The 25086-nt window shown below is 71.0% G+C and carries 19 protein-coding genes and 1 pseudogene; 12 read left to right on the forward strand and 8 right to left on the reverse strand.

Annotation, left to right across the window (positions count from 1 at the left end; genetic code table 11):
- Nucleotides 1-18: 18 nt before the first annotated feature.
- Nucleotides 19-1282 (reverse strand): annotated as a pseudogene (locus ACGFWJ_RS21055) (DUF692 domain-containing protein).
- Nucleotides 1283-1489: 207 nt separating this feature from the next.
- Here ACGFWJ_RS21055 and ACGFWJ_RS21060 point away from each other — a divergent pair.
- Complete coding sequence (locus tag ACGFWJ_RS21060; protein ID WP_392951705.1) at nucleotides 1490-2404, forward strand: GNAT family N-acetyltransferase; 915 nt, start codon at nucleotides 1490-1492, stop codon at nucleotides 2402-2404.
- A 183-nt stretch (nucleotides 2405-2587) separates the two neighbouring features.
- Here ACGFWJ_RS21060 and ACGFWJ_RS21065 read toward each other — a convergent pair whose 3' ends face one another.
- From ACGFWJ_RS21065 to ACGFWJ_RS21085, 5 genes are all read right to left on the reverse strand, one after another.
- Complete coding sequence (locus ACGFWJ_RS21065) at nucleotides 2588-4717, reverse strand: restriction endonuclease (protein ID WP_392951708.1); 2130 nt, start codon at nucleotides 4715-4717, stop codon at nucleotides 2588-2590.
- Between the two features lie 39 nt (nucleotides 4718-4756).
- Nucleotides 4757-5161 (reverse strand): peptide-methionine (R)-S-oxide reductase MsrB, encoded by a 405-nt coding sequence (gene msrB / locus ACGFWJ_RS21070; protein WP_387646473.1) that lies wholly within the window; start codon nucleotides 5159-5161, stop codon nucleotides 4757-4759.
- Between the two features lie 29 nt (nucleotides 5162-5190).
- Nucleotides 5191-6597, reverse strand: coding sequence for a UDP-N-acetylmuramate--L-alanine ligase (gene murC / locus ACGFWJ_RS21075; protein ID WP_392951711.1), 1407 nt, complete (start codon nucleotides 6595-6597; stop codon nucleotides 5191-5193).
- Between the two features lie 97 nt (nucleotides 6598-6694).
- The gene (locus tag ACGFWJ_RS21080) at nucleotides 6695-7159 is read right to left on the reverse strand and encodes an indole-3-glycerol phosphate synthase (protein ID WP_387646470.1); all 465 of its coding nucleotides are present in this window, start codon (nucleotides 7157-7159) and stop codon (nucleotides 6695-6697) included.
- Between the two features lie 131 nt (nucleotides 7160-7290).
- Nucleotides 7291-8067, reverse strand: coding sequence for a pyrimidine reductase family protein (locus ACGFWJ_RS21085; RefSeq protein ID WP_392951714.1), 777 nt, complete (start codon nucleotides 8065-8067; stop codon nucleotides 7291-7293).
- 273 nt (nucleotides 8068-8340) lie between these two features.
- Between ACGFWJ_RS21085 and zapE the strand changes: the two genes are divergently transcribed.
- The 4 genes from zapE to ACGFWJ_RS21105 all read left to right on the forward strand — a co-directional run bounded on the left by zapE (nucleotide 8341) and on the right by ACGFWJ_RS21105 (nucleotide 13518).
- A complete protein-coding gene (gene zapE, locus ACGFWJ_RS21090; RefSeq protein ID WP_387646466.1) occupies nucleotides 8341-9390 on the forward strand; it encodes a cell division protein ZapE in 1050 nt (349 codons plus the stop codon).
- A 35-nt stretch (nucleotides 9391-9425) separates the two neighbouring features.
- Nucleotides 9426-11516, forward strand: coding sequence for an excinuclease ABC subunit UvrB (uvrB, locus tag ACGFWJ_RS21095; protein ID WP_387862743.1), 2091 nt, complete (start codon nucleotides 9426-9428; stop codon nucleotides 11514-11516).
- Nucleotides 11517-11689: 173 nt separating this feature from the next.
- Complete coding sequence (locus tag ACGFWJ_RS21100) at nucleotides 11690-12268, forward strand: TerD family protein (protein ID WP_387646460.1); 579 nt, start codon at nucleotides 11690-11692, stop codon at nucleotides 12266-12268.
- 269 nt (nucleotides 12269-12537) lie between these two features.
- Nucleotides 12538-13518: a TerC family protein gene (locus ACGFWJ_RS21105; RefSeq protein WP_392951718.1), complete on the forward strand. Its 981-nt coding sequence runs from the start codon at nucleotides 12538-12540 to the stop codon at nucleotides 13516-13518.
- A gap of 51 nt (nucleotides 13519-13569) precedes the next feature.
- Here the strand turns inward: ACGFWJ_RS21105 and ACGFWJ_RS21110 are convergent, their stop codons facing one another.
- Both ACGFWJ_RS21110 and ACGFWJ_RS21115 read right to left on the reverse strand, forming a co-directional pair.
- The gene (locus ACGFWJ_RS21110) at nucleotides 13570-14223 is read right to left on the reverse strand and encodes an MBL fold metallo-hydrolase (RefSeq protein WP_392951720.1); all 654 of its coding nucleotides are present in this window, start codon (nucleotides 14221-14223) and stop codon (nucleotides 13570-13572) included.
- 46 nt (nucleotides 14224-14269) lie between these two features.
- Nucleotides 14270-15019, reverse strand: coding sequence for a maleylpyruvate isomerase family mycothiol-dependent enzyme (locus ACGFWJ_RS21115; protein ID WP_392951722.1), 750 nt, complete (start codon nucleotides 15017-15019; stop codon nucleotides 14270-14272).
- A gap of 240 nt (nucleotides 15020-15259) precedes the next feature.
- On the opposite strand from ACGFWJ_RS21115, the gene uvrA reads away from it, so the two are divergent.
- The 7 genes from uvrA (at nucleotide 15260) to gap (ending at nucleotide 24969) form a co-directional block, all read left to right on the forward strand.
- The gene (gene uvrA, locus ACGFWJ_RS21120) at nucleotides 15260-18136 is read left to right on the forward strand and encodes an excinuclease ABC subunit UvrA (protein WP_392951725.1); all 2877 of its coding nucleotides are present in this window, start codon (nucleotides 15260-15262) and stop codon (nucleotides 18134-18136) included.
- 162 nt (nucleotides 18137-18298) lie between these two features.
- Complete coding sequence (locus ACGFWJ_RS21125) at nucleotides 18299-18709, forward strand: Rieske (2Fe-2S) protein (protein ID WP_392951727.1); 411 nt, start codon at nucleotides 18299-18301, stop codon at nucleotides 18707-18709.
- Nucleotides 18710-18752: 43 nt separating this feature from the next.
- On the forward strand, nucleotides 18753-20756 hold the full coding sequence (uvrC, locus tag ACGFWJ_RS21130) for an excinuclease ABC subunit UvrC (protein ID WP_392951730.1): 2004 nt from the start codon (nucleotides 18753-18755) through the stop codon (nucleotides 20754-20756).
- A 2-nt stretch (nucleotides 20757-20758) separates the two neighbouring features.
- Nucleotides 20759-21637, forward strand: a complete 879-nt coding sequence (gene rapZ, locus ACGFWJ_RS21135) for an RNase adapter RapZ (protein ID WP_052509189.1) — start codon at nucleotides 20759-20761, stop codon at nucleotides 21635-21637.
- 62 nt (nucleotides 21638-21699) lie between these two features.
- Nucleotides 21700-22758, forward strand: coding sequence for a uridine diphosphate-N-acetylglucosamine-binding protein YvcK (gene yvcK, locus ACGFWJ_RS21140; RefSeq protein WP_392951733.1), 1059 nt, complete (start codon nucleotides 21700-21702; stop codon nucleotides 22756-22758).
- Nucleotides 22749-23729 carry a DNA-binding protein WhiA gene (gene whiA, locus ACGFWJ_RS21145; protein ID WP_043910002.1) on the forward strand — a complete coding sequence of 327 codons (981 nt, stop codon included), beginning with the start codon at nucleotides 22749-22751 and terminating at the stop codon, nucleotides 23727-23729. The genes yvcK and whiA overlap by 10 nt, the downstream gene beginning before the upstream one ends.
- A 232-nt stretch (nucleotides 23730-23961) precedes the next feature.
- Nucleotides 23962-24969, forward strand: a complete 1008-nt coding sequence (gene gap, locus ACGFWJ_RS21150) for a type I glyceraldehyde-3-phosphate dehydrogenase (RefSeq protein ID WP_392951737.1) — start codon at nucleotides 23962-23964, stop codon at nucleotides 24967-24969.
- The last annotated feature ends 117 nt before the right edge of the window (nucleotides 24970-25086 follow it).

Consider the following 25086-nt stretch of genomic DNA (forward strand, 5'->3'; position numbering starts at 1 on the left):
AGCGTGGTGCTGCGGTGGTTACCGGTGTGCCTTCACGGCGCGGCGCGGCAGCAGGCGGGCCCAGCGGCGGGTGGCCGGGTGGAGCAGGTGGTGCAGCGCCGGGTGCCAGGGTGCGGTGGGTGCGGCGTCCAGGGCCCAGCCGGCGAAGGTGCGGGCGTCTGCCCGGTAGCCGCCGGTGAGCGGGTGGTCGGCGGCGTAGCGGCGGAACAGCGGCGCGAAGTCCGCGCCGAGCAGTTCGGGAAGTTCGGGCATCAGGTGGCCGACGGTCTCCCGGCGCTTGGCGATCAGGCCCTCGGCCTGGGTGCGCAGTTGCGCGGGGTCGAATCCGGCCGGGGCGGGTCCGCCGGCCACCAGGGCGGCCAGCAACTGTTCCTGGCGGGCGGCCAATTGGTGTCGGGCCAGGGCGAGTTCGGCGTCGGCGCGGTCACGGATCAGATATTCGTCCAGTTCGGACACGGTCGGGCTCCTCCCGGTGGTCGCGGGCCGTGCGGTGGACCCGGCGGATGGCGTCGAGTTCGGCGGACAGTTCGGCGGGCGGCGGGTAGGCGCCGTCGCGTTCCAGCAGCACCCCGGGCGGGTCGGTGCGTTCGCACAGCGCGGCGAGCACGTCCAGCACGGGGGCGGTGACGGGGTGGGTGTGGGTGTCGTGCCAGACGCCGTCGCGTTCCACCCCGCCGGCGACGTGCACGTAGGCGAGCGCGTCCAGCGGCAGCCGGTCGAGTTCGGCGGCCGGGTCGATGCCCAGGTTGACCCGGTTGGTGTGCAGGTTGGCGACGTCCACCAGCAGGTGCACGCCGGTGCGTTCGACGAGTTCGGCGAGGAACTGGGCCTCCGTCAACTCGTCGCCCGGCCAGGCCAGGTGGGCGGCGATGTTCTCCAGCGCCAGCGGCACCGGCAGTTCGCGCTGGGCGATCCGCACATTGGCGGCCACCACCCGCAGCGCCTCCCGGGTGCGCGGCACCGGCAGCAGGTGCCCGGCCTCCAGGCCGCCCGCCCGGACGAACGCCAAGTGCTCGCTGACCAGCGGCGCACCGAGCGCCTCGGCGACCGAGGCCAGCCGGGCCAGCCGCGCCGGGTCGGGTTCGGTGGCGTCACCGAGCCCCAACGAGACGCCGTGCGGAACGACGGTGACGCCCCGTTCGCGCAGCGCGGTCAACGAAGGCGGCAGATGGTCGGCGCAGACGTTCTCGGCGACCACCTCCACCCAGTCCAGACCGGGCAGCCGCTCCACGGCGGTGTCGATCTCGGGGCGCCAGCCGAGCCCCGTACCCAGCTGCGGAATTCCGTGCGAGGACACAAAACACCCCTTCCCGCCGGGCCTTTCGACGGCCCCGCCTCCCCCATGCCGAGGGTGTATCCGGACGGAGCCGGTGCCAAGCAGGACACCGGAAACTCAGAGCTGAACTTGAGGTTTCCCACTCACTGAACCGACCGGCCCGCAGGTGGGGGAAATTCAGCAGCGCGCAGGCGAACGATTGACTAACGTGACATGCCTATGACTTCTATGCCGTACCACATCCGCCCGTTCGCACCCGAAGACGCCGCCGGGGCCACCGAGGCCTACCGGGCCGGCCGGCCGCACCTGGTCGTCACACCCGAGGTGACCAACTGGCTCGTCGGACTGCCGCACTTCAACCTGCTGGTCGCCGAACGCGGCGGACAGGTCGTCGGCTCCGCGAGGTTCGGCCCGGTCACCGAGAGCACCACCCCCGACCAGGGCTTCCTGAACGTCAGCGTGATGCCGGAACACCGCGGCGCCGGCATCGGCACCGCGCTGCTCACCGCCGCCGAACGCGAACTTGCCGCGCTCGGCGTCCGCGACGCCCACGGCTGGGCCGACGGCACACCCGAAGCACTCGGCTTTGCCGCCGCCCGCGGCTACCGGCGCGGCCGCCGCGCCCAGTACGCCGGCCTCGACCTCACCGTCCCGCTGCCGCCACTGCCGCCCACCCCGCCCGGCATCGAACTGCGCACCGCCGCCGACTTCCTGGACGACCCGCACCCGATCTACCTGGTCGACATCGACGCCACCCGCTCCGAACCCGGCGACCTCGTCCTCGACGACCAGTCGTACGAAGGCTGGCTCGCCGAGATCTGGCAGCGCCCCGACCAGGACCACACCCTCACCACCGTCGCCCTCGACCACGGCGAGGCCGTCGCCTTCTCCGCCGCCCAGACCGACGGCCGCCACTACTGGTCGGCGTTCACCGCCACCCGCTCCACCCACCGCGGCCGAGGCCTCGCCAAGCTCGCCAAAGCGCATGCGCTTCGGCGCGCGCAGGACCGGGGGTTGGCTGCCGCGTACACGCACAACGACGGGGAGAACGCGCCGATGCTCGCCATCAACGACTGGTTCGGGTACGGGGTTTGCGCGGAGGAGTGGAAGCACAGCCGGACGCTCTAGCTGCGCGAGCGGTTGGGCGCGAAATCAGGGGCGCGGGGAACTGCGCGACAAGCGCAAAGCCCGTCCGCAAGGTCGCGATCACGTGCAGGTCATTGTCCTGCGTCGCGATCTTGCGGTCGGGTGCGTTCCCCTTCGCGCAGTTCCCCGCGCCCCCGGTTGTGCTCCCCCTGGTTTCGCGCCCTCCTACTCGACGTCGACCCCGTGGTCGCGGGCCAGGCCGGCCAGGCCGTCCGCCCAGCCCTGGCCGATGGCGCGGAGTTTCCAGCCGTCGGACGGGTGGCGGTAGAGCTCGGCGACCAGCATGGCGGAGATGGCGGGGTCGGTCGGCGGGTGGAAGACCCAGCGGCCGGCGCCGGAGGCGAGTTCGACGGCGGGGTCGATCAGGTCGGCGCAGGTGGCGTCGCCGTCCGTGTCGAGGTTGACCGACATCACGACGCGGCGGATGGCGTCCGGCAGTTGGCCGGTGCGGACGATCGCGCTGCCGTCGCCGGGTTCCAGGATGACGGCGCCGTCGGCCGCGGTCGGCTGGTGGTAGAAGACGAAGTCCTCGTCGGCGCGCACCTTGCCGTCGGGGCCGAGGAGCAGCAGCGTCAGATCGGCTTCCGCGCCGCCGGCCCGGAAGCGGACCCGTACCTCGCCGTCCGGGAGGGCGGTGTTCTGGCCGGGCATCAGTTCCACCGCCGGTGTCTCGTCGGCCCGTTGGGCGGGGACGGGGGCGGGCCCGAGGCGGCCGGGGAGGCCGTGTTCGCGGAGCAGGGTGAGCAGCATCGGGCCGTCCACCAGGGTGAGCGGCTGGCCCTCGGCGTGCTTGCGCGAGCCGGGGCCGAAGCCCGAAGTGGTGACCAGGATGCCGCGGTTGGCGCCCTGCCGGCGCATGGTGGATTCGAGGTCGCGGACGGCGCTGGGGGAGACGGTGTGCCGGTAGCGCTTGGCCTGGATGACGATCTTTCCGCCGGTGATCGGGTCCGGGTCCTCGGCGAGCACGTCCACGCCCTCGTCGCCGCTGCGGGCCGTGGTGCTGGTGCGGAAGCCGCGGCGGCGGAACAGTTCGGCGATCAGCTTCTCGAACTCGATCGGGTCCATCGCGAACAGGTCGGGCTCCTCGCCGTCCCCGGCGGAGGTCGCGGCGGCCGGGATCGGGGCGACCGTGTCGGCCTTCTCCGGTCGGTTGGACAGCCGTCCGGCGAGCCCGTCGAGCAGGCAGTCCAGCGGGGCGACCCGGTCCAGGGCGAGCCCGGCGAAGGTCTCCCGGTCGACCTCCACCGCGAGCAGGCAGCGGTCGCCCTCCTGGCCGGTCGCCGGGTCCGGGGCCACCACGACGCCGTTCAGGCCGACCGAGGCGATCAGGTGGTCGGTGTCGGCCCGGAACACCTCGGCCAGCACGCGCAGCGCGCACTGCGCCAGCACCTCGCGGTAGATCTCCTTGCGCTGGGTGGCGGGCCGGGCCACCTCGTCCTCGCGGTCGTCGGACCGGACGTAGCGGTACCGGCCGACCGTCGGCACCACATCGAACGCCGGCAGCTCCCAGCGCACCACCAGCCGGCGGGTGTCCGCGTCCCAGGAGGCCTCGCCGTCGGTGGGGAAGCCGTCCGGCCAGTCCTCCCGCCAGTCGATGACCGCCTCGAAGTACTCGGCCACGGCTGCCGCGTCGCCCGCCCGCAGCCGGGAGGCGAGCTGCCCGGCCTGGGTGCTCTGCCCGGCCAGCAGCCGGTGCCGCTCGGCCGCCCACGCGTCGTACTGGGCGCGGTAGTCCGCGAGTTGACGCTGCCGCTGCTGCTCGGCCGCCCCTGCCGCATGCCAGTCGTACTCGAACCTGGCCCGGGCGTGCGCGGCCTGCTCCTCCCACTGGCGGCGGGCGGCCGGGTTGTACGCCTGGGCGCCCGTCAACGGCGGGACCAGGTACCAGTTCTGATCGGGCATCGGCACCGGATTACCCAGCGGACCCGGGTCGAACGGCGGGACCGCGCCCTGCCCGCCCCGGCTCTGCTCCGCAAGCGAGAACCCCGGACCGGCCAGCCCCGCCGCCAGCACCCCGCGCAACTCGGCGACCCGGTGGTCCAGTTCGGCCGTCCGCCGGGCCGCGTCCGCATCCCGCTGCTGCTGGTACGCCTTCAGCGCCTCGCGCTCACCCCGCGCGGCTGCTCGCTGCGCCTCGCGCTGCGCCCGCTCGTTGTCCCGCTGCTGCGCGGCCGCCGCCTTTCGCTGCGCCTCCGCGCGCTGGTGCTGCGCGCGCTGCGCCTCCGCCAGTACCGACCACACCCCGGAAGACCGCCGCCGCGCCACGCCCGCCCCACCCACATCCAGACCGATCAAGAGCGATCAGTCTTCCACGGGGGCGGGCGCCCGCGCCTCCTACTCGACCGGCTTCAGCTTCAGCGAGATCGAGTTGATGCAGTACCGCTGGTCGGTCGGCGTCCCGTAGCCCTCACCCTCGAAAACGTGCCCGAGGTGGCTGCCGCACTTCTTGCAGCGCACCTCGACCCGGCGCATCCCGAGGGTGCTGTCCTCCAGGTACTCCACCGAGTCCCCGGCCAGCGGGGCGTAGTACGACGGCCAGCCGCAGTGCGAATCGAACTTCGTCTCGCTGCTGAACAGCTCCGCGCCGCACGCCCGACAGCTGTACACGCCGACCGTCTTGGTGTCCGTGTACTCGCCGACGAACGGCCGCTCGGTGCCGGCCTCGCGGAGCACGTGGTACTCCTCGGGCGTCAGCTCGGACCGCCACTCGGCGTCGGACTTCTGGACCTCGTAGCTCACGGCGCACTCTCCAGGGCTCGGCCGTCGGATCAGACAGCAGGTGCAACGTCCGCCAGGGCGGCCAGAATTTCCGGGCCCAGGTTGGTGACGTCGCCCGCGCCCATGGTCAGCACCAGGTCGCCGGGGCGGGCCAGCGCGGCCAGCACGGCGGGTGCGGCGGCGAACTCGTGCTCGGCGCGGACGTCCGCACCGGCCCGGCGGGCCGAGTCGATGATCAGCTCGGCGGTGACGCCCGGGATCGGGTCCTCGCGGGCCGGGTAGATGTCCAGCACCACCGAGCCGTCGGCCAGCGCCAGCGCCTGGCCCATCTCCTCGGCCAGCTGCTGGGTGCGGGAGAACAGGTGCGGCTGGAACACCACCAGCACCCGGCCGTCGCCCGCCGCCTCGCGGATCGCCTCCAGGTCGGCGGCCATCTCGGTCGGGTGGTGCGCGTACGAGTCGATCACCTGCACGCCGCGGGCCTCGCCCTTCAGCTGCAGCCGCCGCCGCACCCCGGTGTACGCGCCCAGCGCCTTCGCCAGCCCGTCCGCCGGAACGCCCAGCGCGACGCCCGCGGCCAGCGCCGCCACCGCGTTGTGCGCGTAGTGCCGGCCGGGCACCGAGACGGTGAACGTCAGCTGCTCGCCGCCCAGTTCGACCGTCACCTCGCTGGTCATGCCGCGCGCCACCACCGACAGCACCCGCACGTCCGCGTCCTCGGCCGCGCCGACCGTCACCACGTTCAGGCCCTCGCGCCCGGCGACCCGGCGGGTCAGCTCACGGGCACCCTCGTGGTCGGACGACACCACCAGGGTGCCGCCGGGGACGATGCGGCCGACGAAGGTCTCGAAGGACTCGTAGATCTCCTCCATCGACGCGTAGTTGGCGTGGTGGTCCAGCTCCACGTTCAGCACGATCGCCACCTCGGGCGCGTACTTGTGGAAGCTGCGGTCGCTCTCGTCCGCCTCCGCGACGAAGATCTCGCCCGCGCCGTGGTGCGCGTTCGACCCCGGCAGGTCCAGGTCGCCGCCGATCGCGTACGAGGGCTCCAGGCCCAGCTCGCCCAGGCTGACCGCCAGCATCGAGGTGGTGGTGGTCTTGCCGTGGGTGCCCGCCACCGCGAGCGCCCGACGGCCGCCCATCAGCGCCGCCAGCGCGTCCGAACGGTGCACCACCGGGACGCCGCGCTCCTGCGCCGCCACCAGCTCCGGGTTGTCGGCGCGGATCGCGCTGGAGACCACCACGCTGCTGGTCCCGGCCGGCAGGTGCTCGGCCGCGTGGCCGACGAACACCGTCGCGCCCAGCTCGCGCAGCGCCCGCACGGTCTCCGACTCCTTGGCGTCACTGCCCGAGACGGTGGCGCCGCGCACCGCGAGGATCTTCGCCAGACCGGACATTCCGGCGCCGCCGATGCCGATGAAGTGCGGGGCGTGCAGGTCGTGCGCGGCGTCGTTCAAGGCTGGCTCCGTACGGGCGGGGTCGGAAAAGGGTCGTCCCGTGCGCTCTGTAGCTACCGGAGCGCACGGGACGATTCTGCCCTAATCGGGAGGGCGGTCAGGAGTCGCTGGCGAACAGCTTGAGTACGGGGACGCCGACCTCGTGCCGCGCGCGGGACGCCCAGTCGCGGTGGAAGAACTCCTCTACGAAGTGCGGTGAGGTCAGGACCAGCACCTCGTCGGCCCGGTTCTCCTCCACCACCTCGCGCAGGCGCACCAGCGGCTGCTGCTCGACCACCTCGCCGACCGCCTCCGCGCCGGCCCGCCGCAGGTGTCGCAGGCTGTGCTCCAGGGACTCGCCGGCCAGCGTCGGCCCGTCGCCGTCGCGCTCGTCGTGCTCGTGCACCGCCTGGTCAAGATGGCCGAGGGCCACATCGTCCAGGGCGCGCAGCAGTTCGTCCTGCCGACCGCGCGGCTGCATCAGGACGACGAAAGACACCTGTTCGTCGCCGTGGAGGGTGGTGACCAGCTCCACGTCGGCGTCGGAGAGTGCCTTTTCGATCATCAGTACGGTCTTGAACACGTGAGTCCCTTCGCTGGTACGGGCCCCCGGGTCCGGCTTTCATCCCCTCCTTCATAGTGCCCGGAGGAAGGATTCCTCACGCTGCACACGCGCCACATGGAACACGTGGTCCACATCGGTCAGGAAGTGGCTCAGGTGAGCGCGGGGTCGCTCGGGGACCGGTCCGGATCGGTCGGCCGCAGATAGCGGGTGAAGAGGAAACCTTCCTCCTCGATCAGGGACGCCAACCGCATCCGCCGGACGTCCGCAACCTGCGGCCCGTTGACGATCCGCGGCGAATCACCGCCCGTCACCAGAGGGGCCACCGAGAGGCACAGCTCGTCCAGCAGACCGTCCGCCGCGAGCCGCCCCAGCAGGCGGGGGCCACCCTCCGAGAGCTGGCGGCGCCAACCACGCTCCGTGAGCGCCCCGACGGCGCGGGGGAGGTCGACCGAGCCCGTTCCCGCGATGATCACTTCGGCGACCTCGCCGGTCCGGGCGAGTCGGTCGGCCGGCGCGTCGGAAGTGGTGATCACCACCGTCGGGACCAGCGGCTCGGTGAACAGCGGCGCCGAGAGATCGAGGTCCAGGCTCCGCGTCACCACCGCGATCACCGGCGCCGGCAACTGACCCGCGGCGGCCCGCTGCTCCGCGAACTCCTTACGGGCCCGCCCCGGCCGGTAACCCTCCGCCCGCACCGTCTCCGCACCCACCAGCACCACGTCGCACAGCGCGCGCAGCACCCCGAAGATCCGCTTGTCCGCTGCGCTCGACAGCCCGTCCGAGAGGCCGTCCAGCCGGGCCGCGCCGTCCAGCGAGGCCACCATGTTCGCCCGCAGCCACGGGCCTTCGGACGGGTACGCGTACGCCTGGGCCAGCCACTCCAGGGTGCCGGGGGTGCCGGGGGTGTTGCCGATCAGTTGTTCCATGGCTCAAGTCTCGCAGCGAGGCGAACGCAGGCGGGCGCGAAACCAGGGGCGCGTGGGGGTACCTCCCGGCCCGCTAGGGCTGGGGGAGAACTGCGCGACAAGCGCCGCTCCCACGGTCAGGTCGCGTCCACGTGCAAGTCACCGTCCTGCGTCGCGATCTTGCGGTTCGGCGCCTTCCGCTTCGCGCAGTTCCGCCCCCTCGGCTTCGCCTGGGGGTACCCCCAGCGCCCCCGGTTTCGCACCCGTCTGCCCGCCCCCGTACGCTGGTTTCTCGTGTCTGCACCTGCCTCGGAGTCCGAAATCCGTACCGCGACAGCCCTCGCCTCCCGGCGGCCGGTGGTCCCGGCCGAGCGGCTGGTGGCCGAGATGGTGCCGCCGCCGCGTTTTTCCGGCGTGAGTTTCGGCAGTTACCTGCCGGATTCGTCGCAGCCGAGCCAGTACGAGGCCGTGCAGATCCTGGAGGGTTTCGCGGCGAGCCTGAACGGCGGTGCGGAGCCGGTCAAGCGTGGGTGGTTCCGGCGGTCCGCGCCGGCGCCGAGCGGGCCGGCGGGGATCTACCTGGACGGCGGGTACGGCGTAGGAAAAACGCATCTGCTGGCGTCACTGTGGCATGCGGTGCCGGGGCCGAAGGCGTTCGGCACCTTCGTCGAACTGACCAACCTGGTCGGCGCGTTGACCTTCCAGGGCGCGGTGAGGACGCTGAGCTCGCACCGGCTGCTGTGCATCGACGAGTTCGAGCTGGACGACCCGGGCGACACCGTGCTGGTGTCCACGCTGCTGAGCCGGCTGGTGGAGAACGGCGTCAAGCTCTGCGCGACGTCGAACACGCTGCCGGAGAAGCTCGGTGAGGGCCGGTTCGCGGCCGCGGACTTCATGCGGGAGATCCAGGGCCTGTCCTCGCACTTCCGCCCAGTGCGGATCGACGGCCAGGACTACCGCCACCGCGGCCTCCCGGCCGCGCCGCCGCCGTACACCGACGCCGAGGTGACGGCCCGCGCGGCCACCGCCCCGAACGCCTCGCTGGACGACTTCGACACGCTGCTGGAGCACCTGAAGGAGGTGCACCCCAGCCGTTACGGCGCGCTGCTGGACGACATCGGCGCGGTCTTCCTGCGTGGCGTGCGCCAGGTCGACGACCAGTCCACCGCGCTGCGCCTGGTGGTGCTGGCGGACCGGATGTACGACCGGGAGCTGCCGATCACCGCGTCCGGCGTGCCGTTCGACCAGGTGTTCACCGAGGAGATGCTGCACGGCGGCTACCGCAAGAAGTACCTGCGGGCCGTCTCCCGCCTGGTCGCGCTGGCCCGGGATTCCGCCAAGTAACTCGGACTGTCGGTGGCCGGTCGTACGGTGGAGTCGTGCGTCCCATCACGAGTATTGAGCGGTCCGTGGCGCCCTTCGAGGTCGTCAGCCCCTTCCAGCCCAATGGTGACCAGCCGGCGGCCATCGCCGAGCTGGAGCGCCGGATCCGCGCGGGGGAGAAGGACGTCGTCCTGCTCGGCGCGACCGGTACCGGCAAGTCCGCCACCACCGCGTGGATGATCGAGAAGCTGCAGCGTCCCACCCTGGTGATGGCGCCGAACAAGACGCTGGCCGCGCAGCTGGCGAACGAGTTCCGCGAGCTGCTGCCGAACAACGCGGTCGAGTACTTCGTCTCGTACTACGACTACTACCAGCCCGAGGCGTACGTCCCGCAGACGGACACCTACATCGAGAAGGACTCCTCGATCAACGAGGAGGTCGAGCGGCTGCGGCACTCCGCGACCAACAGCCTGCTCACCCGGCGGGACGTCGTGGTGGTGGCGTCGGTGTCGTGCATCTACGGCCTCGGCACGCCGCAGGAGTACGTGGACCGGATGGTGCAGCTGAAGGTCGGCGAGGAGGTCGACCGGGACGCACTGCTGCGCCGCTTCGTGGACATCCAGTACACCCGCAACGACCTGGCGTTCAGCCGCGGCACCTTCCGGGTGCGCGGCGACACCATCGAGATCTTCCCGGTGTACGAGGAACTCGCCGTCCGGATCGAGATGTTCGGCGACGAGATCGAGGCGCTGTACACGCTGCACCCGCTGACCGGCGAGGTGATCAGCGAGGACGACTCGGTGTACGTCTTCCCCGCCTCGCACTACGTGGCCGGCCCGGAGCGGATGGAGCGGGCGGTCAACGACATCGAGCGGGAGCTGGAGCAGACCCTCGCCCGGATGGAGAAGCAGGGCAAGCTGCTGGAGGCCCAGCGGCTGCGGATGCGCACCACCTACGACATCGAGATGCTCCGCCAGATCGGCACCTGCTCGGGCGTGGAGAACTACTCGATGCACTTCGACGGCCGCGAGCCCGGCTCGCCGCCGAACACCCTGCTCGACTACTTCCCCGAGGACTTCCTGCTGGTCATCGACGAGTCGCACGTGACGGTCCCGCAGATCGGCGCGATGTACGAGGGCGACGCCTCGCGCAAGCGCACGCTGGTCGAGCACGGGTTCCGGCTGCCCTCGGCGATGGACAACCGGCCGCTGAAGTGGGAGGAGTTCCAGGAGCGGATCGGCCAGACCGTCTACCTCTCGGCCACCCCCGGCAAGTACGAACTGGCGCGCGGCGACGGGCAGGTGGAGCAGATCATCCGCCCGACCGGCCTGATCGACCCCGAGGTGATCGTCAAGCCGACCGAGGGCCAGATCGACGACCTGGTGCACGAGATCCGGCAGCGGGTGGAGAAGAACGAGCGGGTCCTGGTCACCACGCTCACCAAGAAGATGGCCGAGGACCTCACCGACTACTTCCTCGGCCTGGACATCCGGGTCCGCTACCTGCACAGCGACGTGGACACGCTGCGCCGGATCGAGCTGCTGCGCGAACTGCGGGCCGGCGAGTACGACGTGCTGGTCGGCATCAACCTGCTGCGCGAGGGCCTGGACCTGCCCGAGGTCTCGCTGGTGGCCATCCTGGACGCCGACAAGGAGGGCTTCCTGCGCTCCGGCACCTCGCTGATCCAGACCATCGGCCGTGCCGCGCGTAACGTCTCCGGCCAGGTGCACATGTACGCCGACAAGATCACCCCGGCGATGGACCTGGCGATCTCCGAGACCAACCGCCGGCGCGCCGTCCAGCAGGCGTACAACGAGAAGCACGGGATCGACCCGCAGCCGCTGCGGAAGAAGATCGGCGACCTGCTCTCCACCATGGCCGGCGAGGACGTCGACACCGAGGAGCTGCTCGCCACCGGCTACCGCCAGCAGGGCAAGGGCAAGGCCGCGGTGCCGTCGCTGGGCATCGACCGCAAGCCCGCGAAGAACCTGCCGGCGGCCGAACTCGCCGAGCTGATCCAGGACATGACGGACCGGATGCACACCGCCGCCGCCGAGCTGCAGTTCGAGGTGGCGGCCCGGCTGCGCGACGAGGTCAAGGAGCTCAAGCGCGAGCTGCGCCAGATGCGCGAGGCCGGCATGGCCTGATCCGGCTGTCCGAAACAGCCGCTGTGTCGTAGTTCTGCCACAGTCTCGCCGTCCCGGACCGGGGCGGCGGGGCGGCGGCGTAGGGTGGTGCGGACCGGCATGGGGGCAGGACGCTCCTGTCGCGGCCGGTCACGGGCGAGAAGCCGGGGCGACCCGGAGGAAGGGGTGGTGGCGTGTCGGTGAACCTGGCCAAGGGTCAGAGCGTCAGCCTGTTGAAGTCCAGTGGCGAGACCCTGAGCGTGGTCCGGATGGGCCTCGGTTGGAAGTCGGCGCCGGGCAAGCGCGGCTTCTTCAGCCGCCGCCCGAAGGACATCGACCTGGACGCGTCCGCCCTGCTGTACGACGGCAAGACGATGAGCGACGTGGTGTTCTTCTCGCACCTGGTCAGCAACGACGGATCGGTGCAGCACACCGGCGACAACCTGGTCGGCGGCGTCGGCGGCGAGGACGACGAGAGCATCCTGGTCGATCTGACCAAGGTGCCGCGCAAGGTCACCCAGATCGTGTTCACCGTCAGCTCGTACAGCGGCCAGAACTTCCAGGAGGTGCAGAACGCGCACTGCCGCCTGGTCGACGAGACCACCAACAAGGAGCTGGCCCGCTACGAGCTCGCCGGCGGCGGCACCCACACCGGTCAGATCATGGCCAAGGTGGAGCGGGACGGCGCGGGCTGGAAGATGACCGCGATCGGCGCGCCCGCGACGGGCCGCACCTTCCGGGACATGCTGCCGTTCATCGAGCCCTTCCTGTAAGCGGCTCCGCCCTGTGAGCGGCTCCGCGCAGGGGCGGCCCGGGCTTTACCCGATCACGCATCTCTTTACCTTCTTTACCTTCCCTTGGTTCCCCTGTTACTCTCGACGGGAGCGGAGGGGAGTATTCCCCGTTCAGTGACCCCGTCATCACGGATGCCCGTCGCGGCATCCCGGGGCGCTGGCCGTGCGGCGCCGACCAATGGGTGTGCCGCGCGGCGGAAGAGACCTCCAGCAGTGACGATGTTCGCCTAACTGCCGGAGGAGCAGTCATGGACGTTTCCGCAGGCCTGTGGGCCGGCACCATCGTGGTGCTGGCCCTTTTGATCACCGCCGATTTCTTCATCGGCGGCCGCAAGCCGCACGAGGTCTCCCTCAAGGAGGCCGGGATCTGGACCGCGGTCTGGGTCGTGCTGGCCGTGCTGTTCGGCGGGTTCCTCTGGTGGTACGGCGGCGGAGAGCCGGCCGGGGAGTTCTTCGCCGGTTACATCACCGAGAAGTCGCTCAGCGTCGACAACCTGTTCGTGTTCATTCTGATCATGGGCAAGTTCGCGGTGCCGAAGATCTACCAGCAGCGCGTGCTGATGTTCGGTGTGATCATCGCCCTGGTTCTCCGGACGGTGTTCATCGCCGGCGGCGCGGCGCTGGTCTCCAGCTTCTCCTGGGTGTTCTTCATCTTCGGCGGGTTCCTGATCTGGACCGCCTGGAAGCTGCTGAAGGAGGCCCGGGCCGAGGAGGAGGGCGAGGAGGACTTCGAGGAGAACCGCCTGCTCAAGGCCGTCCAGAAGCGCATCCCGTCCACCGGCCAGTACCACGGCACCAAGCTGTTCGTCCGGGAGAACGGCCGCCGGCTGATGACGCCGATGCTGATCGTGATGATCGCGATCGGCACCACCGACGTGCTCTTCGCGCTGGACTCGATCCCCGCCATCTTCGGCCTCACCCAGGACCCGTACATCGTCTTCACCGCCAACGCCTTCGCGCTGATGGGTCTGCGGCAGCTGTACTTCCTGATCGGCGGGCTGCTGAAGAAGCTGGTCCACCTGTCCTACGGCCTGTCGGTGATCCTCGGCTTCATCGGCGTGAAGCTGGTGCTGCACGCGCTGCACGAGGCCGGCGTGCACGTCCCGGAAATCAGCATCCCGGTGTCGCTGGGCTTCATCCTGCTGACCCTGGCGGTCACCACCGCCACCAGCCTGATCGCCTCGCGGAAGCAGGACGAGTCCAACAAGCCGGAGAAGATCGACGCCTGAGCGCACACACATGAGGGCCCCCGCCTCGGCGGGGGCCCTCGTGCTCTCCGCTCACCAGCCGCGTTCGCGCCACTCCGGCAGGGACGGGCGCTCGGCGCCCAGCGTGGTGTCGTTGCCGTGGCCCGGATAGACCCAGGTCTCGTCCGGGAGGACGTCGAAGATCTTCTCGTTGACGTCCCGGAACAGCGAGTCGAAGGCGGCCGGGTCGCCCCAGGTGTTGCCCACCCCGCCCGGGAACAGGCAGTCGCCGGTGAACAGGTGCGGGTGGCCCTGCGGGTCGTCGTAGACCAGCACGATCGCGCCGGGGGTGTGGCCCACCAGGTGGCGGACCGTCAGCTCGACCTGCCCGACCCGGAGCACCGAGCCGTCCTCCAGCAGGACGTCGGTGGGCACCTCGATGCCCTCCGCGTCGACCCGCCCGGCCGCGGTGCGTGCCCCGGTGGCGGCGACCACCTCGGCCAGCGCGCCCCAGTGGTCGTGGTGCCGGTGGGTGGTGACCACCATGGCCAGCCGGCTGCCGACGGTCTCCAGCAGCACCGGCGCGTCGGCGGCCGCGTCGATCAGCAGCTGCTCGTCGGTGGCCCGGCAGCGCAGCAGGTAGGCGTTGTTGTCGTACGGTCCGACCGCCACCTTGGTGATCATCAGGTGGGCCAGCTCCCGGACGTCGGGCGCGCCGCCGACCTTGACCGTTCCGTGGTACGTCATCACGTCGCTCCTCGCTGCTGCTGGGGTTCCCCGTCAATCGGCACCATCATCCCATCGGGGGGAGCTCGGGCAGCGAGCTGCGCGCGTCGACCAGGTGGCCGGCGCGGTGGACCTGCAGGCCGTCGCCGTCGGAGCGGCCCGACAGCCAGCCGGTGAGCGCCCGCACCGGGCCCTCGACGGTCAGCTCCGGCTCGCCCGCGCCGCCGAGCCGGGCCTCCGTCGCGGCGTCCTCGGCGATCAGCCGGACCACCGGGAGGCCGTCCAGGGCGCCGAAGTGGGTGCCCAGGCGCCGGAACTCGGCGATCGCGAACTGCTCGGGCCAGTGCGCCGGGGTGTAGCCCGCGTTCAGGTCGACGTGGTGGTACTCCAGTTCGGCCAGCCGCTTCCCGGGCAGCTGCCAGGCCGGGAAGGTGTAGCCGGCCCGGTGGCGGACCGTGGCCTGCCAGTGCTCGGGCGCGAGCTGCCGGGCGGCGTCCACGAAGCGCTGCTGGCTGTCGCGGACGTCGGCCAGCTGCACCTCCAGCGGCCGGCCCGCGCCGGCCTCGATGCCGGCGTCCCGGGCGGCCGAGCTGGCGTACTGGGGGATGTCCTGGCCGGTGCGGGCGCCGTCCAGCAGGTTGACCAGCGAGTCGGCGTTGCGGGCGATGTGGGCCAGTACGTGGCCGCGGGTCCAGCCGGGCAGCGAGGACGGTTCGAACACCTCCTCGGGCTTCAGCTCGGACAGCGTGTGCAGCAGTTCGGCGGTGCTCTCGACAGTAGCCCGCAGCTGCTCGGCTGCGGTGGTCGCGTCGCTCATCGGGCGGTGCCTTTCGACGGTCGGGTGGAGCGGTTCCGGGCGGTACTCGACCGCCCCGGGCCGTTGCCGGGGGCGGTTGTCAGTCGTTGACGCTACCGTCGGGCGCGGGTGCCGTTCACTCGTACGGGTGGACCCCGCTGGACGGTTCGAGATTCGAACAGATGAGCTAGTACGCTGGCGGGCGCATCCTGGAAGAAGCAGACCTCACACATTTCGACCCGGAGAAAGGCGCCAGTAGCTGTGGCAGACCGCCTCGTCGTCCGCGGTGCACGCGAGCACAACCTCAAGAACGTCTCGCTCGACCTGCCCCGGGATTCCCTCATCGTCTTCACGGGCCTCTCCGGGTCCGGCAAGTCCTCGCTCGCCTTCGACACGATCTTCGCCGAGGGCCAGCGGCGATACGTCGAGTCGCTGTCCTCGTACGCCCGGCAGTTCCTCGGGCAGATGGACAAGCCGGACGTCGACTTCATCGAGGGTCTCTCCCCGGCCGTCTCGATCGACCAGAAGTCCACCAGCCGGAACCCGCGCTCCACCGTCGGCACCATCACCGAGGTGTACGACTACCTGCGCCTGCTGTTCGCCCGGATCGGCAAGCCGCACTGCCCGCACTGCGGCCGCCCGATCGCCCGGCAGTCGCCGCAGGCCATCGTCGACAAGGTGCTGTCGCTGGCCGAGGGCACCCGGTTCCAGGTGCTCAGCCCGGTGGTCCGGGAGCGCAAGGGCGAGTTCGTCGACCTCTTCGCCGACCTGCAGTCCAAGGGCTACGCCCGGGCCCGGGTGGACGGCCAGACCGTCCAGCTGACCGAGCCGCCGACGCTCAAGAAGCAGGAGAAGCACACCATCGAGGTGGTCGTCGACCGCCTCACCGTGAAATCCAGCGCCAAGCGCCGCCTCACCGACTCGGTGGAGACGGCCCTCAAGCTGGCCGGCGGCATGGTGGTGCTCGACTTCGTCGACCTCCCGGAGGACGACCCCGAGCGCGAGAAGATGTTCTCGGAGCACCTCTACTGCCCCTACGACGACGTCTCCTTCGAGGAGTTGGAGCCGCGGTCGTTCTCCTTCAACTCCCCGTTCGGCGCCTGCCCGGACTGCTCGGGCCTGGGCAACCGGATGGAGGTCGACCCGGAGCTGCTGGTCCCCGACCCGGAGAAGTCGCTCGACGAGGGCGCCATCCACCCGTGGTCGCAGGGCGCCACCAAGGAGTACTTCCAGCGGCTGGTCAACGCGCTGGCCGGCGAGCTCGGCTTCCGCACCGACATCCCGTGGGCCGGGCTGCCCGCCCGCGCCCGCAAGGCCCTGATGTACGGGCACAAGACTCAGGTCGAGGTGCGCTACCGCAACCGGTACGGCCGCGAGCGCTCCTACACCACCGCGTTCGAGGGCGCCGTCCCGTTCGTGACGCGGCGGCACTCCGAGTCGGAGAGCGACTCCAGCCGCGAGCGCTTCGAGGGCTACATGCGCGAGGTGCCCTGCCCGACCTGCAAGGGCACCCGGCTCAAGCCGGTGGTCCTCGCGGTCACCGTGATGGACAGGTCCATCGCCGAGGTCTCCGCCATGTCGATCAGCGACTGCGCGGACTTCCTCGGCGCCCTCCGCCTCGACGCCCGCGACAAGAAGATCGCCGAGCGGGTCCTCAAGGAGGTCCTGGAGCGGCTGCGCTTCCTGGTCGACGTCGGCCTCGACTACCTGTCGCTGAACCGCGCCGCCGGCACCCTCTCCGGCGGCGAGGCCCAGCGCATCCGGCTGGCCACCCAGATCGGCTCCGGCCTGGTCGGCGTGCTGTACGTGCTGGACGAGCCGTCCATCGGCCTGCACCAGCGCGACAACCACCGCCTGATCGAGACCCTGGTCCGGCTGCGGGACATCGGCAACACCCTGATCGTCGTCGAGCACGACGAGGACACCATCAAGACCGCCGACTGGATCGTCGACATCGGCCCCGGCGCCGGCGAGCACGGCGGCAAGGTGGTGCACTCCGGCTCGCTCAAGGACCTGCTGAAGAACCCCGAGTCGCTCACCGGCCAGTACCTGGCGGGCAAGCGCAGCATCCCGATCCCGGCCGCCCGCCGCCCGCGCGACAAGAAGCGCCAGCTCGTGGTGCACGGCGCCCGCGAGCACAACCTGAAGGACGTCACGGTCGCCTTCCCGCTGGGCACCTTCACGGCGGTCACGGGCGTCTCCGGCTCCGGCAAGTCGACGCTGGTCAACGACATCCTCTACTCGCACCTGGCCCGCGAGCTGAACGGCGCCCGCAGCGTCCCGGGCCGGCACACCCGGATCACCGGCACCGACCTGGTCGACAAGGTGGTGCACGTCGACCAGTCGCCGATCGGCCGCACCCCGCGCTCCAACCCGGCCACCTACACCGGCGTCTTCGACCACGTCCGGCGGCTGTTCGCGGAGACCCAGGAGGCCAAGGTCCGCGGCTACCTGCCCGGCCGGTTCTCGTTCAACGTCAAGGGCGGCCGCTGCGAAAACTGCTCCGGCGACGGCACCATCAAGATCGAGATGAACTTCCTGCCGGACGTCTACGTCCCCTGCGAGGTCTGCCACGGCGCCCGCTACAACCGGGAGACGCTGGAGGTCCACTACAAGGGCAAGTCCATCGCCGAGGTGCTGGACATGCCGATCGAGGAGGGCCTCGACTTCTTCGAGGCCGTCCCCGCGATCGCCCGCCACCTGCGCACCCTCAAGGAGGTCGGCCTCGGCTACGTCCGCCTCGGCCAGCCCGCCACCACCCTCTCCGGCGGCGAGGCCCAGCGCGTCAAGCTCTCCGCCGAACTCCAGAAGCGCTCCACCGGCCGGACGGTCTACGTCCTCGACGAGCCCACCACCGGCCTGCACTTCGAGGACATCAGCAAGCTGATCAAGGTCCTGGAGGGCCTGGTCGACAAGGGCAACACCGTCATCGTCATCGAGCACAACCTCGACGTCATCAAGACCGCCGACTGGCTGGTCGACATGGGCCCCGAGGGCGGCGCCGGCGGCGGCGGCGTGGTCATCGAAGGCACCCCGGAAGAAGTCGCCGCCTCGACGATCAGCCACACCGGCAAGTTCCTCCGGGACATCCTGCCGGGTGTCTCCGATGCGATGCCCGTGAAGCGCAAGAAGAAGTAGTTCCCTCCCCAACCCCCGCGCCCCGCCAGGGGCGCGGGGAACTGCGCGAAGCGCGAGGCGAACGTCAACGCGGGCCGCCCGCGGAGAGCACCAGGCTCCCCGGGCGGCCCGCGTTGTGCGTGCTACGTTGCTGGCGCCCTTCCCCGCACCGAGGAGTTCCTCATGTCCGAGCCCGTCGCTTCCCGCCGAACCGTCCTCTGCTGCGCAGCCGTTGCGCTGGCCGGTACCACGGCCGCGGGCTGCTCCTCGTCCAAGGACAACAAGACCGAAGCCTCCTCCGGCCCCGTCGACCTCGGCGCGGCCTCCGACGTCCCCGTCGGCGGCGGCAAGGTGTACCGCGAGCAGGCCGTCGTCGTGACGCAGCCGGCCGCGGGCGAGTACAAGGCGTTCAGCGCGAAGTGCACGCACGCCGGGTGCCTGGTCAACGGCGTGGCCAAGGAGCAGATCCAGTGCCTGTGCCACGGCAGCCGTTTCGCGATCACCGACGGCGCGGTGCTGGACGGCCCGGCGCCGAAGCCGCTGCCGGAGTACAAGGTCGCGGTGCAGAACGGTCAACTCCAGGTCACCAAGTAACTTCCCGCTCCGAGGTGTCGGCGTCAGTCGGTACGGTAGGGGCATGGCTGACCCGTCCACCTACCGTCCGGCTCCGGGGGCGATCCCGCTTTCGCCCGGGGTGTACAAGTTCCGTGACGCGCACGGCCGGGTCATCTACGTCGGCAAGGCGAAGAACCTGCGCCAGCGGCTGTCCTCGTACTTCCAGGACGTCGCGAACCTGCACCCGCGCACCGCGACGATGGTCACCACCGCGGCGTCGGTGGAGTGGACGGTGGTGTCCACCGAGGTCGAGGCGCTGCAGCTGGAGTACTCCTGGATCAAGGAGTTCGACCCGCGGTTCAACGTCAAGTACCGGGACGACAAGAGCTACCCGGAGCTGGCGGTCACCCTGAACGAGGAGTTCCCGCGGGTCCAGGTGATGCGCGGGGCGCACAAGAAGGGCGTGCGCTACTTCGGCCCGTACGGGCACGCGTGGGCGATCCGCGAGACGGTCGACCTGATGCTGCGGGTGTTCCCGGTCCGGACGTGCTCCAACGGCGTGTTCAAGCGCGCCCAACAGGTCGGCCGCCCCTGCCTGTTGGGCTACATCGGCAAGTGCGCGGCGCCCTGCGTGGGCCGGGTGAGCGCGGATGAGCACCGCGAACTCGCCGAGGAGTTCTGCGACTTCATGGCCGGCCGGACGGGCAACTATCTGCGCCGCCTGGAGGCGCAGATGCAGGAGGCCGCCGCCGACATGGAGTACGAGAAGGCGGCCCGGCTGCGCGACGACCTGGGGGCGCTGCGCCGCGCGATGGAGAAGAACGCGGTGGTGCTCGGCGACGGCACCGACGCGGACCTGCTGGCGGTCGCCCAGGACGAACTCGAAGCCGCCGTACAGATCTTCCACGTCCGCGGCGGCCGGGTGCGCGGCCAGCGCGGCTGGGTGACCGACAAGGTCGAGGACGTGGACACGGCCGGCCTGGTCGAGCACGCGCTGCAGCAGCTGTACGGCGCGGGCACCGAGCAGGTGCCGCGCGAGGTGCTCGTCCCGGCGGTGCCGGACGAGGCCGTGCACGAGTGGCTGTCCGGCCTGCGAGGCGCCCAGGTCGACCTGCGGGTGCCGCAGCGCGGCGACAAGAAGGACCTGATGGAGACGGTGCAGCGCAACGCCCAGCAGGCGCTGGCGCTGCACAAGACCAAGCGCGCCTCCGATCTGACCACCCGCAGCCGGGCGCTGCAGGAGATCGCCGAGGCGCTGGAGCTGGACTCGGCGCCGCTGCGGATCGAGTGCTTCGACATCTCGCACCTGCAGGGCGAGGACGTGGTGGCGTCCATGGTGGTGTTCGAGGACGGCCTGGTGCGCAAGAGCGAGTACCGCCGGTTCCAGATCAAGAGCTTCGAGGGCCAGGACGACGTCCGCTCGATGCACGAGGTGATCACCCGCCGGTTCCGCCGCTACCTCCAGGAGCGCGAGGAGACCGGCGAGTGGGCCGTCCCGGAGGAACCCGCCGGTAGTGAGGAGTCGCTCACCGACGAGAGCGGCCGCCCCAAGCGCTTCGCCTACCCCCCGCAGCTGCTGGTGGTCGACGGCGGACAGCCCCAGGTCGCCGCCGCCAAGCGGGCGTTGGACGAGCTCGGCATAGACGATGTCGCGGTGTGCGGCCTGGCGAAGCGGCTGGAGGAGGTGTGGCTGCCCGGCCAGGACGACCCGGTGGTGCTGCCGCGCTCCAGCGAGGGCCTGTACCTGCTGCAGCGGGTGCGCGACGAGGCGCACCGGTTCGCCATCACCTATCAGCGCTCGAAGCGGGCCAAGCGGCTCACGGCGGGGGAACTGGACTCCGTTCCCGGGCTCGGAGAGACTCGCCGCCGGGCCCTGCTGAAGCACTTCGGTTCGCTGAAGAAGCTTCGCGCGGCCACCATCGACGAGCTGTGCGAAGTCCCCGGGATCGGGCGCCGGACCGCCGAGACTGTTGCCACAGCCTTGGCCTCCCGTACACCTGCCGCATTCGCGGTCAACACCGCGACCGGCGAGATCATCGAAGACAGCACCGCCACAGCAGTACCGAGAAGCGGGGAAGAGACGTGACTGTGTCCAACGGGGGAGAGAGCACCCCCGAGCTGGTGATCATCTCCGGCATGTCCGGGGCGGGCCGTTCCACGGCCGCCAAGTGCCTGGAGGACCTCGGCTGGTTCGTGGTCGACAACCTGCCGCCGGCGCTGATTCCCACCATGGTCGACCTGGGGGCCCGCTCGCAGGGCGCGGTACCGCGGATCGGCGTGGTGGTCGACGTGCGCGGCCGCACCTTCTTCGACGACCTGCTGACCTCGCTGGAGGAGCTGGAGAAGCGCGGCGTCCGCCTGCGGGTGGTGTTCCTGGACTCCTCCGACGACGCCCTGGTGCGCCGCTTCGAGTCGGTGCGCCGCCCGCACCCGCTGCAGGCCGACGGCCGGATCGTCGACGGCATCGCCCGCGAACGCGAGCTGCTGCGCGAACTGCGCGGCGAGGCCGACCTGGTGGTCGACACCTCGAACCTCAACGTGCACCAGCTGCGCGCCAAGATGGACGCCCAGTTCGCCGGCCAGGACGAGCCGGAGCTGCGCGCCACCGTGATGTCGTTCGGCTTCAAGTACGGCCTGCCGGTCGACGCCGACCTGGTGGTGGACTGCCGCTTCCTGCCGAACCCGCACTGGGTCCCGGAGCTGCGGGCCCGTACCGGAACCGATCCGGACGTGGCAGAGTACGTGTTCCAGCAGCCCGGCGCGCAGCCGTTCCTGGACGGCTACACCGAGCTGCTGCGGATCATCACCGAGGGTTACCGCCGCGAGGGGAAGCGCTACATGACGCTTGCCGTAGGCTGCACCGGAGGCAAGCACCGCAGCGTCGCGATGTCCGAGCAGCTGACGAAGCGTCTGATCGCGGACGGGGTCGAGACGGTGCTGGTCCACCGGGACATGGGCCGGGAGTAGCGGCCGGGAACCCCCCGTAACCGCCGCCCCGGCCGAGCACGAGACAGGAACATGGGGTCGGCGTGACGGGATACGTGCCAGCACGGCAGCAGATCCGGACCAGACCTGCCGAGCGGGCCGCCCCGGGGCCCCGCCCCGGGGCCCCGCGCATCGCCGCGCTGGGCGGCGGCCAGGGCCTGTCCGCGTCGCTGTCCGCGCTGCGCCGGCTGACCACCGAGCTGACCGCCGTGGTCACCGTCGCCGACGACGGCGGCTCCAGCGGGCGGCTGCGCGCCGAGCTCGGCGTGCTGCCGCCCGGCGACCTGCGCAAGGCGCTGGCCGCGCTGTGCGGGGACGACGACTGGGGCCGCACCTGGTCCGAGGTGATCCAGCAGCGCTTCACCGGCAACGGCGAGCTCGGCGGCCACGCGGTCGGCAACCTGCTGATCGTGGCGCTCTGGGAGAAGCTCGGCGACCCGGTGGAGGCGCTGAACTGGGTGGGCCGGCTGCTGAACGTGCAGGGCCGGGTACTGCCGATGTCCGCCGTGCCGCTGGACATCGAGGCGCAGGTGCGCGGCCACGACCCGCTGAAGCCGGGCGAGGTCTCGGCGGTGCGCGGCCAGGCCGCGGTGGCGGTGACGCCGGGCACGGTGCTGTCGATCCGGCTGCTCCCGGACGAGCCCCCCGCCGTCCCCGAGGCCGTGCAGGCCGTACGGGAGGCGGACTGGGTGGTGCTCGGCCCCGGCTCCTGGTTCACCAGCGTGCTGCCGCACCTGCTGGTGCCGGACCTGGCGAAGGCCCTCGTCGAGACCCGGGCCCGCCGCCTGCTGACCCTCAACCTGGCGCCGCAGCCCGGCGAGACCGAGGGCTTCACCCCGCAGCGCCACCTGGAGGTGATCGCCGACCACGCTCCGGACCTCGCGGTGGATGCGATCCTGGTGGATGAGCGGGCCGTCAGCGGAGGAGCTTTCGGGCTCGCCGACCTGACGGGCCTGGAGCAGGCCGCGAAACGGATGGGCGCCGCACTGGTGCTCGACCAGGTGGCCCGCGCCGACGGCACCCCGCGACACGACCCGGAGCTCTTGGCCGCGGCGTACGACCGGATTTTCCGGACTCATGGAAGGATCGGCCCATGGCGATGACGGCAGCGGTGAAAGACGAGATCTCCCGGCTTCCCGTCACCCGTGCCTGCTGCCGCAAGGCGGAGGTCTCGGCGATCCTGCGTTTTGCGGGCGGACTGCACATTGTGAGCGGCCGCATCGTGATCGAGGCGGAGCTGGACACCGGCATTGCGGCACGGCGGCTGCGCAAGGACCTCCTGGAGATCTTCGGACACTCCTCGGATCTGGTGGTGATGGCCCCCGGCGGGCTGCGTCGCGGCAGCCGGTACGTGGTGCGGGTGGTGAAGGACGGCGAGCTGCTGGCCCGGCAGACCGGGCTGGTGGACGGACGCGGACGACCGATCCGGGGCCTGCCCCCGGCGGTGGTCTCCGGCGCGACCTGCGACGCGGAGGCCGCCTGGCGCGGCGCGTTCCTGGCGCACGGCTCGCTCACCGAGCCCGGCCGCTCCTCCTCCCTGGAGATCACCTGCCCCGGCTCGGAGGCGGCGCTCGCCCTGGTCGGCGCGGCCCGCCGGCTCGGCATCCCGGCCAAGGCCCGCGAGGTGCGCGGCGTCGACCGGGTGGTGATCCGCGACGGCGACGCGATCGGCGCGCTGCTCACCCGCCTCGGCGCGCACGAGTCCGTGCTGGCCTGGGAGGAGCGCCGGATGCGCCGCGAGGTGCGCGCCACCGCCAACCGGCTGGCCAACTTCGACGACGCCAACCTCCGCCGCTCGGCCCGCGCCGCGGTCGCGGCCGGCGCCCGGGTGGCCCGCGCCCTGGAGATCCTCGGCGAGGAGGTGCCCGAGCACCTGGCGGCGGCCGGCGCGCTGCGCATGCAGCACAAGCAGGCCTCGCTGGAGGAGCTCGGCGCGCTCGCCGACCCGCCGCTGACCAAGGACGCGGTCGCAGGCCGGATCCGTCGCCTGCTGGCGATGGCCGACAAGCGCGCCGCCGAACTCGGCCTGCCCAACACCGAGGCCAACCTGACGGAGGAAATGGCCCTGAACTGACGGGTCATCAGCCTCCCGGAACGCAACCCCGGAGGGGCGTGCGGAGCATGACGCGGCATCTGCCGCGGACAAGCCCGCACGCCCCTTTCGGCCATCTGGGCCCTTGCGGCCTACCGGTGAGGCGATGTGCCTTGCCACACTTGGGAGAGGTAGGGTCAGCAGTGGTCGGGGAAAACCCAAAATTTCACCCCCGTCGGGCTCCGGCCCGGCGTACCTAAGAGGAGATCGGTTCGTGACGATCCGGGTAGGCATCAACGGGTTCGGCCGCATCGGCCGCAACTTCTTCCGTGCGGTCAAGGCCCAGGGCGCGGACATCGAGATCGTCGGTGTCAACGACCTGACGGACACCAAGACGCTCGCTCACCTGCTCAAGTACGACACCACCCTCGGTACCTTCCCCGGTGAGGTCTCGCACACCGAGGACAGCATCACCGTCGACGGCCACACCTTCAAGGTCACCGCCGAGCGTGACCCGGCCAACCTCCCCTGGGCCGCGCTGGGCGCCGACATCGTCGTCGAGTCCACCGGTATCTTCACCAAGGCCGAGGGTGCGAAGAAGCACCTGGCGGCCGGTGCGAAGAAGGTCGTCATCTCGGCGCCCGCCTCCGGCGAGGACATCACCATCGTGCTGGGCGTCAACGACGGCAAGTACGACGCCGCCGCGCACCACATCATCTCGAACGCCTCCTGCACCACCAACTGCGTGGCGCCGATGGCGAAGGTGCTGGACGAGAACTTCGGCATCGTCAAGGGTCTGATGACCACCGTGCACGCCTTCACCAACGACCAGGTCACCCTGGACTTCCCGCACCGGGACCTGCGCCGCGCCCGCGCCGCCTCGCAGAACATCATTCCGACCTCGACCGGCGCCGCCAAGGCCACCGCCCTGGTGCTGCCGCAGCTGAAGGGCAAGCTGGACGGCACCTCGCTGCGCGTCCCGGTCCCGACCGGCTCCATCACCGACCTGGTGGTCACCCTGGAGCGCGAGGTCACCAAGGACGAGGTCAACGCCGCGTTCCAGAAGGCCGCCCAGGAGGGCTCGCTGAAGGGCATCCTGGCGTACACCGAAGACCCGATCGTGTCCTCGGACATCGTGAACGACCCGCACTCCTGCATCTTCGACTCCCAACTGACGATGGTTCAGGGGAACCAGGTCAAGGTGCTCGGCTGGTACGACAACGAGTTCGGCTACTCGAACCGCCTCGTCGACCTGGTCGCCATCATCGGCGAGCAGCTCTGACTCCCAGCGGTAGCTGACGTGACGTAAGGGGCAGGGCCCGGACGGCTGTCACCGCCGACCGGGCCCTGCCGCTGCGCCCACCTCGTCCGTCCTACCCATCCCGGTGACTCGCTGCCC

The sequence above is a fragment of the Kitasatospora sp. NPDC048407 genome (genome assembly GCF_043200475.1).
Taxonomy (GTDB): Bacteria; Actinomycetota; Actinomycetes; order Streptomycetales; family Streptomycetaceae; genus Kitasatospora.

Bases quoted from the DNA above. Each gene is read 5' to 3' on its own strand.
- ACGFWJ_RS21085 (WP_392951714.1), bottom strand. From the start codon at position 8,067: ATGGAACAACTGATCGGCAACACCCCCGGCACCCCCGGCACCCTGGAG.
- ACGFWJ_RS21110 (WP_392951720.1), bottom strand. From the start codon at position 14,223: ATGACGTACCACGGAACGGTCAAGGTCGGCGGCGCGCCCGACGTCCGG.
- uvrC (WP_392951730.1), top strand. From the start codon at position 18,753: ATGGCTGACCCGTCCACCTACCGTCCGGCTCCGGGGGCGATCCCGCTT.
- ACGFWJ_RS21060 (WP_392951705.1), top strand. From the start codon at position 1,490: ATGCCTATGACTTCTATGCCGTACCACATCCGCCCGTTCGCACCCGAA.
- whiA (WP_043910002.1), top strand. From the start codon at position 22,749: ATGGCGATGACGGCAGCGGTGAAAGACGAGATCTCCCGGCTTCCCGTC.
- ACGFWJ_RS21105 (WP_392951718.1), top strand. From the start codon at position 12,538: ATGGACGTTTCCGCAGGCCTGTGGGCCGGCACCATCGTGGTGCTGGCC.
- ACGFWJ_RS21125 (WP_392951727.1), top strand. From the start codon at position 18,299: ATGTCCGAGCCCGTCGCTTCCCGCCGAACCGTCCTCTGCTGCGCAGCC.
- ACGFWJ_RS21115 (WP_392951722.1), bottom strand. From the start codon at position 15,019: ATGAGCGACGCGACCACCGCAGCCGAGCAGCTGCGGGCTACTGTCGAG.